This is a genomic window from Pseudoalteromonas distincta, from assembly GCF_000814675.1.
GTDB classification, from domain to species: domain Bacteria; phylum Pseudomonadota; class Gammaproteobacteria; order Enterobacterales; family Alteromonadaceae; genus Pseudoalteromonas; species Pseudoalteromonas distincta.
Genome location: NZ_JWIG01000015.1, coordinates 52,752 through 70,362 on the forward strand (window position 1 = coordinate 52,752; position 17,611 = coordinate 70,362).

The following is a 17,611-nucleotide window of genomic DNA, read 5'->3' on the forward strand; positions in this document are numbered from 1 at the left end:
GTGGGCTTGTATTATCTGTAGGTGAGGTTTTATACCTCGCTTTTAATTTCAAAAGTTACGTTACATGAGCAGGCGTAAATTAGCACCTACGTGTGGGTTTGAATTATTTGCAGGTAGGGCTTTATACCTGTTTGTCACTATCATTGTTTTAATAAATCCTTTAGCATCAGTGCTATGTATATCTTGATATTTATATAATAAACGTATCATGAAAATAGATTTAAACGGTGTTTTAAGTACTGTAGCGCAGCGGCCTTGTTCGCATTTTGATGAACGCCTTGATGAGGCCGATATTTCTTTATTGGTTATTCACAATATATCTTTGCCAGCCGGGCAGTTTGGTACATCTTTTGTTGATGAGTTATTTATGGGTAGCATTGACTGCAATGCTCACTCGAGTTTTAGTGACTTAAAAAATTTACGTGTATCGGCCCATTGCTTTATAAAGCGCACCGGTGAGGTTATACAATACGTGCCTTTTGAAAAACGTGCTTGGCACGCTGGCCAATCTGAGTTTGAGGGCGTATCTGCTTGTAATAACTTTAGCATTGGCATTGAGCTTGAAGGTACCGACACCACGCCATACTCTTTAGCGCAATACGAAGTATTAGCTACACTTAGTAAATCTATAATACAACGCTATCCAAAAATTACCCCTTCGCGTATTGTTGGGCATTGCGATATTGCTCCAGGACGTAAAACCGATCCTGGCAGTAGCTTTAATTGGCCATTGTTTTTTAATATGCTTGAACAACTAAGTTAAGAGAGTTATTCCCATGATTTTAGTTTCTATAATAATTGCATTAATTCTGGAGCGTTTAGGGGCTCGGTCTAATTACTGGCAGATAAGCTACTACACAAATGGTTATTTAAATCGCTCTAATAAACTACTAGGTGACAAAGGGTTATTTAGTTCTGCACCGGGCTTTTTAATTTGGCTTTTACTCCCCGTAATAGCAATAGCGTTTATTTATTGTTTATCTGATTTTGTACTATGGCAGTTAGCTATTAATATTGCTGTGCTTTTGGTTTGCTTTGGTTGTGCTAAGCAGCGCGCTTTATATAAGTCTTACTTAAATGCCTTAACGCGAGATGACGGTACTGCTGCATCTTTATATGCGCTGCAAATAGGTCAAAAGCGTACTGATGATCAAGATGGTGGCGAAACCTTTGGGCAAACATTGGCATGGGTAAACTTTAGATTTTACTGTGCGGTGATTTTTTGGTTTGTTGTTTTAGGCGCGCCAGGCGCGGTTTTATATGCACTGGTACGTACTTTAGCTGATTTAGTACGAGATGATCATAAAGTAATATTTGCGAAGCGTTTTAAACTTATACATAAACTACTGTTCTGGCTTGACTGGTTACCTGCACGCATCACCAGCTTTGGTTATTTAGTAATAGGTAACTTTAATAAAGGCACAAGTTGTTGGCTACGTTACGTACTTAACTTTAAATCTCCAAATCGCGAAGTAGTAACATGTACTGCACTTGCTGCAGAGCAAGTTGAAAAGCGTTATTACGGCTGTACCTACGAAGCCACGTGTATGATTAAACTTGTTAAGCGTAATGTATTATTTTACTTAGTACTTATAGCGTTGCTTACATTATTTGGTGGGCTGTCTTAAGTTAATACCTTTTTAATAAAGTACCTTATGCAATGTAAGGTGCTTTAATCTCTTCCTGCAGTTTTTAAGTACTATAAAATAGAGCTAATATTCTAATTCATTCTGGTCAGACCAATTGTTTTCATCCCAAATACGTTATAACAATTTTTGCAAATTGCGCATTGTTTGATCTTCGTTCAAAATGCGTTACGCTACTTTAATTGCTCAAACTACCTGTAAATTGACAGCTAATAGTGTTTTTGATACCGTATTGAAAATTTTTGGTATGACCAATTTACCTTTTGGGTAAATCATACTACTTAAAGCCCCGTTTTATGGGCTCTTGGTATTTATACAACGCGGACGTTGATTCATGTCTTTAAAGATTAAAGCAGCAAAATTATCTGATGTTATTTTACAGCAACTTGAGAATATGATTCTTGAAGGCTCGTTAGCACCAGGTGAAAAGTTGCCACCAGAGCGTGAACTAGCAAAGCAGTTTGAAGTGTCTCGCCCGTCACTGCGTGAGGCAATTCAAAAATTAGAAGCGAAAGGTTTAGTTACGCGTCGCCAAGGTGGCGGCACGTTTGTAAAAAATCAGCTCGAAGAAGGGCTTACTGATCCACTTTTTGATTTGATTAGTAAACACCCTGAATCGCAGTTTGATTTACTTGAATTTCGTCATGCATTAGAAGGGATTGCTGCTTACTACGCTGCACTGCGCGGGACCAGCAACGATTTTAGCAAAGTAAAACAAAGCTTTGATGAAATTGCCTTAGTTAATGATGATTTACAGCAAAAAGCAAAAGCAATTAATGCATTTCACTTTAGCGTGGCAGAAGCCTCGCACAATGTGGTGTTACTGCATTTAGTTAGAGGTATGAAAGCGCTGCTTGAGCAAAATGTATTGCAAAATTTAACTGTTCTATTAAAAAAGTCAGATATTAGCAGTCAGTTAGCCCAACACAGGCGTTTATTAATGGATGCCGTTATTGACGGTAATCCAGAGCAAGCCCGTTTAGCAAGTAATGCGCACTTAGCATTTATCGAAGAAGCACTACTTGAAGCAGGCAAAGAACATTCGCGAATTGAACGTAGTTTAAGACGCACTAAACAAAATTAAGTTAGTACATAACTACTTTGAACACACAAATTAAGTAGCTGTGATATTAAATTAACAATATTCGTATTTTAAACATAAGGAAACCTCCATATGTCTGAAGTCAATAAAATTGACGTAGACGCGCTAGAAACACAAGAGTGGTTACAAGCTCTTGAATCAGTTGTGCGCGAAGAAGGTGTTGAACGAGCTCAGTTTTTACTTGAGCAAGTATTAGAGCAAGCCCGTTTAGACGGCGTTGATATGCCAACGGGTATTACCACGAACTACGTTAATACTATTCCTGTAGATCAAGAGCCTGCTTACCCAGGTGATGTAAATCTTGAACGTCGTATTCGTTCAATTATACGTTGGAACGCGATTATGATCGTTCTACGTGCATCTAAAAAAGATCTCGACTTAGGCGGCCATATGGCGTCTTACCAATCATCTGCTGCATTTTATGAAGTGTGTTTTAACCACTTCTTTAAAGCACCAAATGATGTAGACGGTGGTGACTTAGTTTATTACCAAGGTCATATTTCTCCAGGTATTTACGCACGAGCATTTGTTGAAGGTCGTTTATCGGCTGCGCAACTAGATAACTTCCGCCAAGAAGTTGATGGCGAAGGCTTACCATCGTACCCACACCCTAAGTTGATGCCTGAGTTTTGGCAGTTCCCTACGGTATCAATGGGCTTAGGTCCTATTTCATCAATTTATCAAGCACGCTTCTTAAAATACTTAGATGGTCGTGGCTTAAAAGACACTAAAAACCAACGTGTATATGCGTTTTTAGGTGACGGTGAAATGGATGAGCCAGAATCACGTGGTGCTATTTCTTTTGCTGCACGTGAAAAACTAGATAACCTTTGTTATTTAATTAACTGTAACTTACAGCGTTTAGACGGCCCAGTTATGGGTAACGGTAAAATTATTCAAGAGTTAGAAGGCTTGTTTAAAGGCGCTGGCTGGAACGTAATTAAACTAGTGTGGGGCAGCGGTTGGGATATTCTGCTTGCTAAAGACACAACAGGTAAATTACTACAATTGATGAACGAAACAATTGATGGCGATTACCAAACTTATAAAGCTAAAGATGGTGCGTACGTGCGTGAGCACTTCTTTGGTCGCTACCCTGAAACAGCTGCCCTTGTTGCAGATATGACAGATGACGAAATTTTTGCGCTTAAGCGTGGTGGTCATGAGCCATCAAAACTATTTGCTGCATTTAAAAAAGCAGAAGAGACAAAAGGTCGTCCAACTGTAATTCTTGCTAAAACTGTAAAAGGTTACGGCATGGGTGAAGCAGCTGAAGGTAAAAACATTGCGCACCAAGTGAAAAAAATGGACATGTCGCATGTTGCACATTTACGTTCACGCCTTGGTCTTGACGACTTAGTATCTGAAGAGCAATTAAAAGAATTACCATACCTAGAGCTTGAAGAAGGTTCACCTGAGTACAAGTACCTACATGCGCGTCGTGATGAGCTTAAAGGTTACACACCTAAGCGTATTCCACGTTTTAGTGAAAAACTTACGTTGCCAGAAGTAGATGCATTTAAGCCACTACTTGAAGAGCAAAAGCGTGATATATCTACTACTATGGGCTTTGTTCGTGCACTTAATATCTTATTAAAAGATAAAGGCATTGGTAAAAATATCGTACCAATTATTGCAGATGAAGCGCGTACATTTGGTATGGAAGGTTTATTCCGTCAAATCGGTATTTACAACCCGCATGGCCAAAACTACACGCCACAGGATCGTGATATTGTTTCTTACTATAAAGAAGCAACTTCAGGTCAAGTATTGCAAGAAGGTATCAATGAGTTAGGTGCTATGTCGTCATGGGTTGCTGCTGCAACATCATACAGCACTAACGATTTACCAATGATCCCATTCTACATTTACTACTCTATGTTTGGTTTCCAACGTGTTGGCGACATGGCATGGATGGCGGGCGATCAACAAGCACGTGGTTTCTTATTAGGTGCTACAGCGGGTCGTACAACGCTAAATGGTGAAGGCTTACAACACGAAGATGGTCACAGCCACATTCTTGCAAACACGGTTCCTAACTGTGTTTCTTATGACCCAACTTACGCGTTTGAAGTTGCTGTTATTGTACAAGACGGTATTCGTCGTATGTACGGTGACGACCAAGAAAATATTTACTACTACCTAACGCTTATGAACGAAAACTACCATCAACCAGCTATGCCAGAAGGCGCTGAAGAAGGTATTCGTAAAGGTATTTACAAGCTTGAAAGTTACGAAGGTAAAAAAGCCAACGTACAGCTATTAAGCTCAGGTACTATTATGACTGAAGTGCGCAAAGCTGCTTCAATCTTAAGCGAAGAATATGGTATTGCATCAGATGTTTACTCAGTAACATCTTTCAATGAGCTAACGCGTGATGGTCAAGATGTTGAGCGTTTCAACATGCTTAATCCTGAAAGCGAGCAAAAAACAGCATTTATCACAAGCGTATTAAACGACTCTGTGACTGTTGCAGCAACGGATTACATGAAAAACTACGCAGAACAAGCGCGTTCATTCATTCCAAGCAGCAACTACAAAGTGTTAGGTACAGATGGTTACGGTCGTTCTGATAGCCGTGAAAACCTACGTCGTCACTTTGAAGTTAACGCAAGCTACGTTGTTGTTGCTACGTTATCTGAACTTGCTAAACGCGGTGAAGTTGAGAAGTCAGTAGTTGTTGAAGCACTTAAAAAGTTCAACATCGACACTAACAAACTTAACCCACTGTACGCATAAGAGGTTTGCAATGAGTATTGAAATTAAAGTACCTGATATTGGTGACGACGAAGTAGAAGTAACCGAAATATTAGTAAGCGTTGGCGATAAAGTAGATGTTGACCAATCATTACTAAATGTTGAAGGCGACAAAGCATCAATGGAAATACCTGCTTCTCAAGCGGGGACTGTAAAAGAGATTAAAGTTAACGTTGGCGACACCGTTACAACAGGCTCTTTAGTATTTTTGTTTGAAGGCGAGAGTGAAGGCACTGATGAGAAAAATACATCAGCCGCTGCTCCAGCTAAATCTGAAGAGGCAGCACCAGCTGCTTCTACAGGTTCTTCAATTAAAGAAGTAACCGTACCAGATATTGGCGATGATGAAGTTGAAGTAACTGAAATCATGGTTGCTGTTGGTGACACTGTTGAAGAAGAGCAATCTATCTTAAACGTGGAAGGCGACAAGGCAGCAATGGAAGTTCCAGCTCCATTTGCCGGCACAGTTAAAGAAATTAAAGTAGCCGCTGGCGACACAGTTAAAACTGGCTCGTTAGTGTTTGTTTTTGAAGTGGCAGGAAGTGAATCTGCAGCACCGGCTAAAGAGTCGGCTTCTGTAGAAGCGCCAGCTGAGAGCTCAACAGCAAGTTCGGCACCAAGCACTAAAGAAGTTAATGTGCCTGATATTGGTGGCGATGAAGTTGAAGTAACTGAAATTATGGTTGCCGTTGGCGATGAAGTTTCAGAAGATCAATCAATCTTAAACGTTGAAGGCGACAAAGCTGCAATGGAAGTGCCAGCTCCATTTGCAGGTACAGTTAAAGAAATTAAAGTAGCCGCTGGCGATAAAGTATCGACTGGTTCATTAATTTTTGTATTTGAAGTTGCAGGCAGTGCGCCAGCGGCATCTGCACCAGCTGAAAAATCAGCACCTGCAGCAGCGGCTAAAACTGAGTCAGCACCGGCTCAAGCAGCACCTGCAAAAGCAAGTAATGAAAGCTTCACAGAAAACAGCGCGTATGCTCATGCATCACCCGTTGTTCGCCGTTTAGCGCGTGAGTTTGGTATTAACCTAGCTAACGTTAAAGGCACTGGTCGCAAAGCCCGTATAGTTAAAGAAGACGTGCAAAACTACGTTAAAAACTTAGTTAAGCAAGTTGAATCTGGTCAATTATCTGCAGGTAGTAGCGCAGGTGGTAGTGAGCTTGGTCTTATTCCATGGCCTAAAGTAGATTTTGCTAAATTTGGCGAAATTGAAGAGAAAAAACTGTCTCGCATTCAAAAACTATCAGGTAAAAACTTACACCGTAACTGGGTACAAATCCCACATGTTACACAGTTTGATGAAGCTGATATCACAAGCCTTGAAGTATTTCGTAAAGAGCAAAATGCACTTAGCGAGAAGAAAAAGCTTGGCGTTAAAATCACACCACTTGTGTTTGTGATGAAAGCAGCGGCTAAAGCACTTGCAGACTTCCCAACATTTAACTCTTCACTGTCTAGCGACGGCGAAAGTTTAATTCTTAAGAAGTACATTAACATTGGTGTTGCTGTTGATACGCCAAATGGTTTAGTAGTGCCAGTGTTTAAAGATGTTGATAAAAAAGGCATTATTGAATTATCACGTGAACTAATGGAAGTATCTGTTAAAGCCCGTGACGGTAAGCTTACATCGTCTGATATGCAAGGCGGCTGTTTTACTATCTCTAGCCTTGGCGGTATCGGCGGTACGGCATTTACGCCGATTGTTAATGCGCCAGAAGTTGCTATTTTAGGTGTATCTAAATCTGAAATGAAACCTAAATGGAATGGCAAAGAGTTTGAACCAAAACTAATGGTTCCGCTGTCTATGTCATACGACCATAGGGTTATTGACGGAGCATTAGCTGCACGCTTTACTGTGACTCTTGCAAGTTACATGAGCGATATTCGCCAGTTGGTGATGTAACCAGTTTAGTAAAATTGGTATACGCAATAAAATAAATAGAATCAAATCCCAGCCAGTTGTTTTTAGCTGGGATTTTTACCATTTGCAATGATACAATCTTTGTACGAATTGCATCACTTTGTGCGCTGCTCACTCTTTCTGCCTTGCAGAAACATGGCAGTTAAATTTTAGGGCAGTGTCCCGTTCAAACAATTAAGGTAAAAGCATGAGCAACGAATTAAAAACTCAAGTTGTTGTACTAGGCGGTGGTCCTGGTGGTTATTCTGCGGCTTTCCGTGCTGCTGACTTGGGCTTAGAAGTTACATTAGTAGAATCTCGCGAAACATTAGGTGGCGTATGTCTTAATGTTGGTTGTATTCCTTCTAAAGCACTTTTACACGTAGCTAAAGTGATTGATGACGCAGCAGAAATGTCATCTCACGGTGTTACTTTTGGCGCACCAAAAATCGATCTTGACCAAGTTCGTACTTGGAAAGATTCTGTAGTTGGCCAGTTAACTGGTGGACTAGAAGGTATGGCCAAAATGCGTAAAGTGAAAGTTGTATCTGGATACGGCAAATTCACTGGCAGCAATACTTTAGTAGTTGAAGGCGCAGACGGCGCTACAACTATCACGTTTGATAACGCGATTATTGCAGCAGGTTCTAAACCAGTTAACTTACCTTTCATCCCAGAAGATGACCGTGTAATTGATTCAACTGGTGCATTAGAACTTAAAGACGTACCAGAAAAACTACTTGTATTGGGTGGTGGTATTATCGGTCTTGAAATGGGTACGGTTTACCGTGCGCTAGGTTCTGCAATTGATGTTGTAGAATTTGCTGATCAATTAGTACCAGCCGCTGATAAAGACATTATCAAAATTTACCAAAAATACGTAAGCAAAAAATTCAACGTAATGCTTTCAACTAAAGTTGTTGGTGTTGAAGCTAAAGAAGACGGCTTATACGTAACGTTTGAAGGTAAAAACGCACCAGCAGAACCAGTACGTTACGACAAAGTACTTGTTGCAGTTGGCCGTACTCCAAACGGTAACTTACTTGATGCTGAAAAAGCAGGCGTAAACGTTGATGAGCGTGGCTTTATTAATGTTGATAAGCAATTACGTACTAACGTAAGCCATATTTTTGCAATTGGTGACTTAGTTGGACAGCCTATGCTTGCGCATAAAGCGGTTCATGAAGGTCATGTTGCTGCAGAAGTTATTTCTGGTCAGAAGCATTTCTTCGACCCTAAATGTATTCCTTCAATTGCGTACACAGACCCAGAAATCGCTTGGGTAGGTGTTACTGAGAAAGAAGCAAAAGAGCAAGGCTTAAAAGTTGAAACTGCGGTATTCCCGTGGGCAGCATCTGGTCGTGCAATTGCATCTGCTCGTACTGAAGGTTCTACTAAACTTATCTTTGATAAAGAAAGTGGCCGTATAATCGGTGGTGCTATGATCGGTATTAACGCGGGCGAAATGCTTGGCGAAATCGGTTTAGGTATTGAAATGGGTGCTGATGGTGAAGACTTAGCGCTTACAATTCATGCTCACCCAACATTGAACGAATCAATCGGCCTTGCAGCTGAAATTTTTGAAGGTTCAATCACTGATTTACCAAACAAAAAAGCAGCTAAAAAGAAGTAATTTAACTTTTTAGTATTTGCTTGAAAAACCCAACTTCGGTTGGGTTTTTTTATGTCTATTTTTAACTTAGATAAATATAAGATTAAATAACAAGAAGTCGTTACAATGCGCGCTTAATTAATTGAAGGTAAATACAGTGAAAAACTCAGTTTTAGCATTACGCGCTCAACAAATAAGTGAATCTCGTCGAGAGTTTAATGCTCGAGGCGGTAAATTAGATCGCTGTGAACAATGCCTGATTGCTAAGCACTACTGTATTTGTAAAGGTGTTGAGCATGCAGATTGTAAGGCCGCTGTATGCTTACTGATGTATCATAATGAAAGCTTTAAACCTTCTAATACAGGGCGTTTAATTGCTGAAATAGTGCCAGAAAACCACGCATTTAGATGGGATAGAACAGATCCTAACCCCGCTCTTTTAGCTTTAATAAATGATTCGCAGTATCAGCCTATGGTCGTCTTTCCCGCTGAAGATGTAGAAGAGGGCAGAGCCATTACAGAAGTGAGTATTGAATCAGGTAAAAAGCCGCTATTTATATTCTTAGATGGTACGTGGCGCGAAGCTAAGAAAATGATTCGCAAAAGCCCTTATTTAGATAACTTGCCTGTACTTTCTGTTACTGCTGATAAACTATCTGATTACCGATTACGTGTAGCCCCTCATGCACATCAACTAGGCACTGCTGAAGTGGCTATTATGGTATTAGCACTTGCGGGCGAAATGGATGCATCGACAAAATTAGAGCAGCATTTTATTAAGTTTCGTGATGCGTATTTATTGGGTAAGCGCAACAAGGGACGACCGCTAGAAGATTAATTTTACGAAGTTAAGCAAATGCTTGCTGATTTTTTAAGTGAGCAAGTGCTTTATTTTGAATAGCTCTGAAGCCTTCTTCAGATGTTAATTGTAAAACAGTATTATACAATTGACTTATACTATTATGCACTTGAATAAACGAGATACAGTCTTCACCAATCATTTCTTTTGCTTCTTCAACTCGTTTCAAAAAGTAGCAGCTAATGTCTATTTTGCCATTAAATTGAGTCGTTGCAATTGCGTTTGCTATTCTATTAAGTTGATAGCTAAACTCATCAGGTCGAGCACCTTCACCCCACTTGCTAATACGAATGTCGCGTTCTAACTGAATAATTTCGTTAAGTATATTTTTAAACTCACTCATTGGCATATTTAAAAAGTTATAACCTTTGGGGTTAAATAAAGCTTTATAGGGATTTTCGTCGGGGGTTTGGGCACTAAATACACCAATTGGTTTTGCTGTACTTGCGTCTGATACTTTACATAAAAAGGTATTACTTTGAGATGTTTTAAAATTCATATCCATTGAGTATTTATGATCCTTGCGTTATTTAGTTATCGGCGCAATTAATAAAAAACTTAGCGAAATTTAAAATATTAATAAAGTATTTTAAGGTCTTAGCATTGATTTGCTGTGACGCGATATTACTAGTAAAGATTAGTGATAGTTGCTCAGTGCTTTACTCACCCAAATTTTAGGCAAAGAAAAGCGCGCTCTATCTCTAGGCGCGCTTGCGGAATCTTCTAATTTTCTGCATCCTGCAATTGAACTTAATCAACTCCAATTTTCACTAATCCATGTTTATTACTATATTACTTTTTAGTTCTATGTAATGTAGACCATCCGGGCCTGTATCCTTTAATTCCTAAACATCCTGTAGGGTAAATACTATTACCAAATCCTTAATTACACTTCCTAGTGTATCCTTGTTTTAACCAATCCCTTGTGTTGCCTTAAAGGCCTGTCCATTTATTCCTTCAACATCCTGTTGAACAACTTAGCCTTGTTGTTATCCTTTTCGCATCTTCCTGACGCTGTCCTTTTTACAACATTGCGTTGTGATACTCATCCTGAGCCTGTCCTAAAGTCCGTGTTGTCCTGATAACCTAATCATTGGTTGGTTGAGTAAGCAGTCCGTTTCCTTTTACTCAATAAGCGTCATTGCTTGGTTGATGCGTAAATTATAGTGCAATAGAGCAACTAAAATAGAGATAAAACTACATTCAATTAGTGTTTTTGCAATAGTAATAAAAATAAATTTAATATAATTCATGGGTTTAACTGTTTTTAGGTTGTTTTTTATCTTGTTTTTTACTCATTAGCTGTCACATCCGTAAGACATCTCTTACACCGTATTTCCTTTTTGGGCGTTATTTACATATTTACATTTATTTAAAGTGTGCACTTTTAGAATGAGCACGGTAGAATTCGTTGATAATAACAGTTATTTAGGTGGAATAATGAAGAAAGTATTTGCACTTGTTTTAGGGGTAGTTGCATCGGCACCAGTCTTTGCAAACGATGTTGTTAACATCTACTCTTTTCGTCAACCGTTTTTAATTCAGCCAATTTTAGAAGATTTTACAAAGCAAACAGGCATAAAAACCAATGTTGTTTTTGCTAAAAAAGGGCTAATTGAGCGTGTTAAACGCGAAGGCAAGCACAGTAAAGCTGATTTAGTATTAACCTCTAACTTTAGCGCGCTTATTCAATTAGAAGATTTAAAATTAACACAAACTATAAAAAGTGACAGTGTAAATAATAATGTTCCAGCCGCCTTTCGTGACGGTGATGGCCAATGGGTTGCGCTTACTAAGCGAGTGCGTAATGTATATTCATCAAAAGAGCGAGTTGGTGAGTTACCTAAGCTCACTTATGAAGATTTAGCAGACTCTAAATACAAAGGGCAAATTTGTACGCGCTCTGGCAAACATCCATATAATTTAGGTTTAGTGGCTTCTATGATTGCACACCATGGTGAAGCGCAAACTAAAGAGTGGCTTGAAGGTGTTAAGGCTAATTTAGCACGCAAGCCTCAAGGTAACGATCGTGCTCAAGTTAAAGCTGTTAAAGAAGGTTTATGTAACTTGGCATTAGGTAATAGTTACTACCTTGGCAAAATGCTAGAAGATAAAGAACAAAAAGGTTGGGCAGAGGCCGTAAATATTAACTTTCCAAATCAAACTAATCGTGGCTCACACATAAATGTATCGGGTGCGGTTATTACCAAATACGCTAAAAACCCTGAAAATGCATTAAAGCTCATAGAATATATGACCGACAGCAAAGCACAAAACATGTATGCCTCATTAAATATGGAGTATCCAGTTAAGTCGGGTGTTGAATTATCAAGTTTGGTTGCCTCTTGGGGTAGCTTTAAAGAAGACAGCTTGCCACTTGATGAGATTAGTAAATATCGTCCGTTAGCACTTAAGCTAATTGATGAGGTGAAGTTCGATCTTTAATGACTAATAAATTTAAGCTGTCTAAATGGCAGCTCTTTGCGTGGTCGACTGGCTTAATACTATCGGCCCCGTTGTTTTTTCTTCTTTTTGAATCTCTACAAGGTAGCTCTGAGGTGTTTTCTCACCTGTGGGATACCGTGCTTTGGGATTACATAACCAATACCGTATTGTTAGTTTTAGGTGTTTGCGTCCTTAGCTGCGCCATAGCTTTGCCACTTGGGTGGCTAACGGCTTACTGTAGTTTCCCGGGTAAAAAACAGTTTGAATGGGCACTTATGCTGCCCCTTGCTATGCCTACCTATATTATTGCCTATGTATACACTGATTTATTAGATTATGCGGGCCCGGTGCAAATAGCGCTGAGAGAATGGTTTGGCTGGCAATCACCTAGCGACTATTGGTTTTTTGATATACGAACATTACCCGGAGCCATCGTTATGATTGCCTTGGTGCTTTACCCGTATTTATTTCTAATTTTTAAAACAGCCCTTCGCGAGCAGTCATTCAAATTAGTACAAGCTAGTCAGTTAATGGGGTTATCTCCTTGGCAAAGCTTTTTTAAAGTCAGCTTAGTGCTCTCTCGTGGGGCAATTGTGGCGGCTCTTGCACTTATTAGTATGGAAACCATGGCCGACTTTGCAACAGTGAGTTATTTTGCCGTAAGTACATTAACAACCGCTGTATACGATACGTGGTTTGGTTATTACTCACTTACAGCGGCCGCTAAAATATCGGGTGTGATGTTACTGCTGTTATTTTTAGCATTAATGGCAGAGCGTTTTAGTCGCCGAAACCAAGCGGTATTTGAGCGACAATCAAGTGTAAATAGCGAATCGCTCTATGTATTAAAAGGAAAGTCTGCTTGGCTCGCAACGGCATTTTGTAGCTTTATTTTACTTATCGCTTTTGTAATTCCTATTGCAGTACTTATAAATTACGCCATTACCTACTTTGATAAAGCATGGAGTGTTGAGTTTTTTAGTTACGCTTGGCAAAGTTTAAAAGTGGCAGGAGTTGTAAGTGTTATAACCATTACATTGAGTGTTTTTGTGGTTTTTTATCAGCGTGTTGCAAAGCAAGCGTATCCGCTTATTCCTGGGCGTTTAGCAAGCACAGGCTATGCGCTGCCAGGAACTGTACTCGCTATTGCGGTTTTGTTACCTCTTACATTGTTAGAGAACACCATTAACACAGCGCTCGAGCCGTATAATTTAGATATTGGCTTACTGCTTACAGGTAGCATTCTTACTATTATTATTGCTTATATTGTTAGGTTTTACGCCATTGCACACGGAGCAATTGAGTCGAGTTTTTTACGTATTAGTCCATCACTTGATATGGCAAGCCAATCAATGGGTAAAAGCCAAGGGCAAACGCTGCGTTTAGTGCATCTACCTTTACTGCGAAGAGGGTTACTCACTGCAGCCCTATTGGTATTTATTGAATGTATGAAAGAGTTGCCAGCTGCGCTATTGCTCAGACCGTTTAATTTTGAAAGCTTAGCTACTCATGTATTTCAGTATGTGAGTGACGAGCAATTAGAGCTCGCTTCAATATCTGCATTATTTATTGTTATTGTTGGGTTTATTCCTTTGTATTTTATTAATCGTTCTATGGAGCAGCGTAGTTAAATGAGTAGTTTAATTTTACAAGGCGTGAGCTATCACTATAACGGCACAAAGGTTATTCACGATTTAGATTTAACAGTAGGTAAAGACGAAATTGTTTGCCTACTCGGGGCGAGTGGATGCGGCAAAACAACCACATTAAAAGCGATTGCAGGTTTAATTGAAGCCAAGCAAGGGTCTATTTTTATAGACGGTAAATTAGTGAGTGATGAGCAATCGTTTGTCTCACCTGAGCATCGTAACATCGGCATGATGTTTCAAGACTATGCGTTGTTTCCGCATTTGACGGTGGCAAATAATATTGCATTTGGGCTTGGTAATATGAGCAAAGCTCAAAAGCAGCAACGCGTTGATGAAATGCTTAAGCTTGTGCATTTAATTGGCTGTGCTGACAGGTTTCCACATCAGTTATCGGGTGGCCAACAGCAACGCGTCGCTATCGCTCGTGCATTAGCTTATAAACCTAGTTTATTACTCCTTGATGAGCCTTTTTCAAACATCGACACACAAGTACGATTTGAATTAATTGCCGATATACGTCGAATTATTAAGGCAACTCAAGTATCTGCTGTGTTTGTTACACACTCAAAAGAAGAGGCGTTTGCGTTTTCAGATACACTTGCCATTATGCATCGCGGTAAAATTGCACAACAAGGCACGCCTGAGCAGCTTTTTGCAGCTCCATGTTCAAAGGAGGTTGCAGAGTTTCTGGGTCAGGGCATATACTTAAGCGCAGAAGTGTTAACCGCAACTGAATATAAAACACCATTTGGTTTAGTCGAATCTTATGTTGAGAGTAAGCATAATGTAAGTGCAGGGCTTATATATGTGCGCCCTCATCAAATAGAATTAGTGGCAGATAACCAAAGTGACAAATTCAGCAAGCGAGCTACAATCATAAGTCGTCGCTTTATTGGTTCGGCGTATGTTTATTCGCTTGTTATTGATGAACAAGAAATTGAAGTTGCTGCACAATATGGCCAGTCATTTGAAAATAATGATCAGGTTATAATAAAAATAAAACCTCACACGGTGAATTTTTTCGAATCGTAATTAATTTGTTATTCGCTGTGTTTTTATCTGTAAAACTAAGGAATAACAATGGCGCAAGCGCAATCAGGGATTTGTGCTGAAGCAAACTTACACGGTTTGCACTTATTTTTTAATGTGTTTGATGGTCAAGACGAATCACTTCGCGCAAAGTTAAAACAAGTAAGCGCTATAGAAGAAGAGTTTAGCGATCAATTTTCAGAATCAATGCTCTCTTGTATGGTTGCTATTGGTGCGCAATACTGGCCGCATATCCTCCCTGAATATATTCCAAGCGAATTACAGAGCTTTCCCAATATAACCCATAGCGATCACCAAATGAGCGTACAACCGTGCGATTTATTTGTACAAATTCGCTCTGACCGTGAAGATGTTAACCATTTATTTGCGCTGCAAATTTTAAAATTATTTGCCCCCGATGTAGAGCTGGTGGAGCAAATTCGGAATTTTCGCTTTTTAGATGGACGTGATTTTAACGGTTTTATTTATGGTGGCGACACCGCACATGGAAGAAAAAAGCGCGCTACGGCTTTAATCAGCAACCCTGGTAGCTTTGAAGATCAGGGGAGTTATATTCATGTTCAGCGTTATAAACATGATTTAACTATGTGGCAGCATTTATCATTGAGTGAGCAAGAGCAAATAATGGGACGTACGCGTCTTGATAACACGCTAATTACCCCAGCGGTCGAAACCAGCCATGCTTCGCGAAGTGAGCTAAAAGACGAACACGGACAACCGCTACTATTAAATCAAAGCATGCCTTATGGCGACGTGTATGAGCAGGGAATGTTATCAATTACATGCGCTTGTACGGGCACCGCATTTGAAAAAGTACTTAATAGTCGTTTAGGGGAAGGGGATTGCTACGACCACTGGCTTGATTTTACTCAAGCCGATATGGGCTCTGCTTTCTTTGCACCTTCAATAGGGTTTTTAAAACAAATTTAATTTGCTATTAAACCGTATCAAATAAAATGCGAACGCGTTCAAGTGTTACATCTATTTCAGATATTTTAGCAGGAGCGATAAAAATAGTGTCATCGCCGGCAATAGTTCCTAGTACGCCATCTGCTTTACCTAATGAATCTAATAAACGTGCAATAAGCTGAGCAGCACCTGGGCTGGTACGAATGATGATCATCATTTCGTTGTGCATAATGTCGATTACTAATTGGCGTAATGGGCTTTTAGCCGTAGGTACACCCATTTCAGCAGGTAAGCAGTAAACCATTTCTTGTTTGGCATTACGTGTGCGTACAGCGCCAAATTTACTTAACATGCGTGATACTTTACTTTGGCTTATATTGTCAAAACCTTGATCTTTTAACGCATCAACTATTTCGCCTTGAGAGCCAAAATTTTCTTCTTTTAATAGTGATTTAAATGCTTTTACCAGTGCTTCTTGTTTATCTTGTGGTTGCATAGTCTTTATTCGTTTTTGTTATTTATGCCGCAAATTCTACACAAAAATGAATAATTATGCAGCAGTTGTTTAGTTAACTTGCCAGTTTGATGCGTTAAATCACATAAGTTTACGACTATGGTCGAAAATATACTTGAAATAGACAGGATAAATTTGTTTTTAGTCGCTAATTTCATTATCTTAAGAGCCACAAATGTTTCCTACCTCAAATTACGGAGAATTCCAATGAAAGTTGCTGTATTAGGTGCTGCAGGCGGTATCGGCCAAGCGTTGTCTTTATTATTAAAAACAGGCTTACCAGCTGGCTCTGAATTATCACTTTATGATGTTGCACCAGTAGTACCAGGTGTTGCGGTTGACCTTTCTCACATCCCAACAGATGTTAAAGTTGCAGGCTTTGGCGCAGACGATTTAAATAAAGCGCTTGAAGGTTCTGACATCGTTCTTATCCCAGCGGGTATGCCACGTAAACCAGGTATGGATCGTGCTGATTTATTCAATGTAAATGCTGGCATCATCAAAACTTTAGCAGAAGGCATTGTTGCCAGCTGTCCTAAAGCGTTAGTAGGTATTATTACTAACCCAGTAAACGGCACAGTTCCAATCGTTGCTGAAGTATTCAAAAAAGCAGGTACTTACGACGCTAAACGCGTATTCGGTATTACTACGCTTGACGTTATTCGTTCAGAAGCATTTGTTGCTGAACTTAAAGGCGTAGACGTAGCAACTGTAAAAGTACCAGTAATTGGTGGTCACTCAGGCACAACTATTCTGCCTCTACTTTCTCAAGTTGAAGGTGTTTCTTTCACTGATGAAGAAGTTGCTGCACTTACTCCACGTATCCAAAATGCGGGTACTGAAGTTGTAAATGCTAAAGCAGGCGGTGGTTCAGCTACGCTATCTATGGGTGCTGCTGCAGCTCGTTTTTGTATGTCTTTAGTTAAAGGCCTACAAGGTGAAGAAGTTGTAGATTACGCTTACGTTGCTGTTGAAAATGGCGATGCAGAGTACTTTGCACACCCAGTACGTTTAGGTAAAAACGGCGTAGAAGAAATTCTTTCTTACGGCGAACTAAGCGCATTTGAAACAAAAGCAAAAAATGACATGCTTGAAACTCTGAAAAAAGACATCAAAGAAGGTGTTGATTTCATGGCGTAATAGCCGGTTTAAGCAACAAAAA

The 17,611-nt window shown here is 39.7% G+C and carries 14 protein-coding genes; 12 read left to right on the forward strand and 2 right to left on the reverse strand.

Annotation, left to right across the window (positions count from 1 at the left end; genetic code table 11):
* Window positions 1-208 precede the first annotated feature (208 nt).
* The 7 genes from ampD (at window position 209) to QT16_RS09835 (ending at window position 9,861) form a co-directional block, all read left to right on the forward strand.
* Window positions 209-763, forward strand: coding sequence for a 1,6-anhydro-N-acetylmuramyl-L-alanine amidase AmpD (ampD, locus tag QT16_RS09805; RefSeq protein ID WP_039488271.1), 555 nt, complete (start codon window positions 209-211; stop codon window positions 761-763).
* A 13-nt stretch (window positions 764-776) separates the two neighbouring features.
* On the forward strand, window positions 777-1,628 hold the full coding sequence (gene ampE, locus QT16_RS09810) for a beta-lactamase regulator AmpE (protein WP_039488272.1): 852 nt from the start codon (window positions 777-779) through the stop codon (window positions 1,626-1,628).
* Window positions 1,629-1,980: 352 nt separating this feature from the next.
* On the forward strand, window positions 1,981-2,730 hold the full coding sequence (gene pdhR / locus QT16_RS09815; RefSeq protein WP_002957764.1) for a pyruvate dehydrogenase complex transcriptional repressor PdhR: 750 nt from the start codon (window positions 1,981-1,983) through the stop codon (window positions 2,728-2,730).
* A 90-nt stretch (window positions 2,731-2,820) separates the two neighbouring features.
* Complete coding sequence (gene aceE, locus QT16_RS09820; RefSeq protein WP_002957763.1) at window positions 2,821-5,487, forward strand: pyruvate dehydrogenase (acetyl-transferring), homodimeric type; 2,667 nt, start codon at window positions 2,821-2,823, stop codon at window positions 5,485-5,487.
* Window positions 5,488-5,497: 10 nt separating this feature from the next.
* Window positions 5,498-7,414 carry a pyruvate dehydrogenase complex dihydrolipoyllysine-residue acetyltransferase gene (gene aceF / locus QT16_RS09825; protein ID WP_039488274.1) on the forward strand — a complete coding sequence of 639 codons (1,917 nt, stop codon included), beginning with the start codon at window positions 5,498-5,500 and terminating at the stop codon, window positions 7,412-7,414.
* Between the two features lie 205 nt (window positions 7,415-7,619).
* A complete protein-coding gene (lpdA, locus tag QT16_RS09830) occupies window positions 7,620-9,044 on the forward strand; it encodes a dihydrolipoyl dehydrogenase (protein WP_002957761.1) in 1,425 nt (474 codons plus the stop codon).
* 136 nt (window positions 9,045-9,180) lie between these two features.
* Complete coding sequence (locus QT16_RS09835; RefSeq protein ID WP_039488275.1) at window positions 9,181-9,861, forward strand: tRNA-uridine aminocarboxypropyltransferase; 681 nt, start codon at window positions 9,181-9,183, stop codon at window positions 9,859-9,861.
* A gap of 10 nt (window positions 9,862-9,871) precedes the next feature.
* On the opposite strand, the gene QT16_RS09840 is transcribed toward QT16_RS09835, so the two are convergent.
* A complete protein-coding gene (locus QT16_RS09840; protein WP_039488276.1) occupies window positions 9,872-10,387 on the reverse strand; it encodes a hypothetical protein in 516 nt (171 codons plus the stop codon).
* A gap of 935 nt (window positions 10,388-11,322) precedes the next feature.
* Here QT16_RS09840 and QT16_RS09845 point away from each other — a divergent pair.
* The 4 genes from QT16_RS09845 to QT16_RS09860 are packed head-to-tail and all read left to right on the forward strand — an operon-like array spanning window position 11,323 to window position 15,956.
* Entirely contained in the window at window positions 11,323-12,327 is a 1,005-nt protein-coding gene (locus tag QT16_RS09845) for a Fe(3+) ABC transporter substrate-binding protein (RefSeq protein ID WP_039488277.1), read from the forward strand.
* Window positions 12,327-13,958 carry an ABC transporter permease gene (locus tag QT16_RS09850; RefSeq protein WP_039488278.1) on the forward strand — a complete coding sequence of 544 codons (1,632 nt, stop codon included), beginning with the start codon at window positions 12,327-12,329 and terminating at the stop codon, window positions 13,956-13,958. Before QT16_RS09845 ends, QT16_RS09850 begins: the two co-directional genes overlap by 1 nt.
* Window positions 13,959-15,008, forward strand: coding sequence for an ABC transporter ATP-binding protein (locus QT16_RS09855; protein ID WP_039488279.1), 1,050 nt, complete (start codon window positions 13,959-13,961; stop codon window positions 15,006-15,008).
* Window positions 15,009-15,056: 48 nt separating this feature from the next.
* Window positions 15,057-15,956, forward strand: coding sequence for a Dyp-type peroxidase (locus tag QT16_RS09860; protein ID WP_002957754.1), 900 nt, complete (start codon window positions 15,057-15,059; stop codon window positions 15,954-15,956).
* A 7-nt stretch (window positions 15,957-15,963) separates the two neighbouring features.
* Here the strand turns inward: QT16_RS09860 and argR are convergent, their stop codons facing one another.
* On the reverse strand, window positions 15,964-16,431 hold the full coding sequence (gene argR, locus QT16_RS09865) for a transcriptional regulator ArgR (RefSeq protein WP_002957753.1): 468 nt from the start codon (window positions 16,429-16,431) through the stop codon (window positions 15,964-15,966).
* 225 nt (window positions 16,432-16,656) lie between these two features.
* On the opposite strand from argR, the gene mdh reads away from it, so the two are divergent.
* Window positions 16,657-17,589, forward strand: a complete 933-nt coding sequence (gene mdh, locus QT16_RS09870) for a malate dehydrogenase (protein ID WP_002957751.1) — start codon at window positions 16,657-16,659, stop codon at window positions 17,587-17,589.
* Window positions 17,590-17,611: the final 22 nt, after the last annotated feature.

Bases quoted from the DNA above. Each gene is read 5' to 3' on its own strand.
- ampD (WP_039488271.1), top strand. From the start codon at position 209: ATGAAAATAGATTTAAACGGTGTTTTAAGTACTGTAGCGCAGCGGCCT.
- ampE (WP_039488272.1), top strand. From the start codon at position 777: ATGATTTTAGTTTCTATAATAATTGCATTAATTCTGGAGCGTTTAGGG.
- pdhR (WP_002957764.1), top strand. From the start codon at position 1,981: ATGTCTTTAAAGATTAAAGCAGCAAAATTATCTGATGTTATTTTACAG.
- aceE (WP_002957763.1), top strand. From the start codon at position 2,821: ATGTCTGAAGTCAATAAAATTGACGTAGACGCGCTAGAAACACAAGAG.
- aceF (WP_039488274.1), top strand. From the start codon at position 5,498: ATGAGTATTGAAATTAAAGTACCTGATATTGGTGACGACGAAGTAGAA.
- lpdA (WP_002957761.1), top strand. From the start codon at position 7,620: ATGAGCAACGAATTAAAAACTCAAGTTGTTGTACTAGGCGGTGGTCCT.
- QT16_RS09840 (WP_039488276.1), bottom strand. From the start codon at position 10,387: ATGGATATGAATTTTAAAACATCTCAAAGTAATACCTTTTTATGTAAA.
- QT16_RS09845 (WP_039488277.1), top strand. From the start codon at position 11,323: ATGAAGAAAGTATTTGCACTTGTTTTAGGGGTAGTTGCATCGGCACCA.
- QT16_RS09850 (WP_039488278.1), top strand. From the start codon at position 12,327: ATGACTAATAAATTTAAGCTGTCTAAATGGCAGCTCTTTGCGTGGTCG.
- QT16_RS09855 (WP_039488279.1), top strand. From the start codon at position 13,959: ATGAGTAGTTTAATTTTACAAGGCGTGAGCTATCACTATAACGGCACA.
- QT16_RS09860 (WP_002957754.1), top strand. From the start codon at position 15,057: ATGGCGCAAGCGCAATCAGGGATTTGTGCTGAAGCAAACTTACACGGT.
- argR (WP_002957753.1), bottom strand. From the start codon at position 16,431: ATGCAACCACAAGATAAACAAGAAGCACTGGTAAAAGCATTTAAATCA.
- mdh (WP_002957751.1), top strand. From the start codon at position 16,657: ATGAAAGTTGCTGTATTAGGTGCTGCAGGCGGTATCGGCCAAGCGTTG.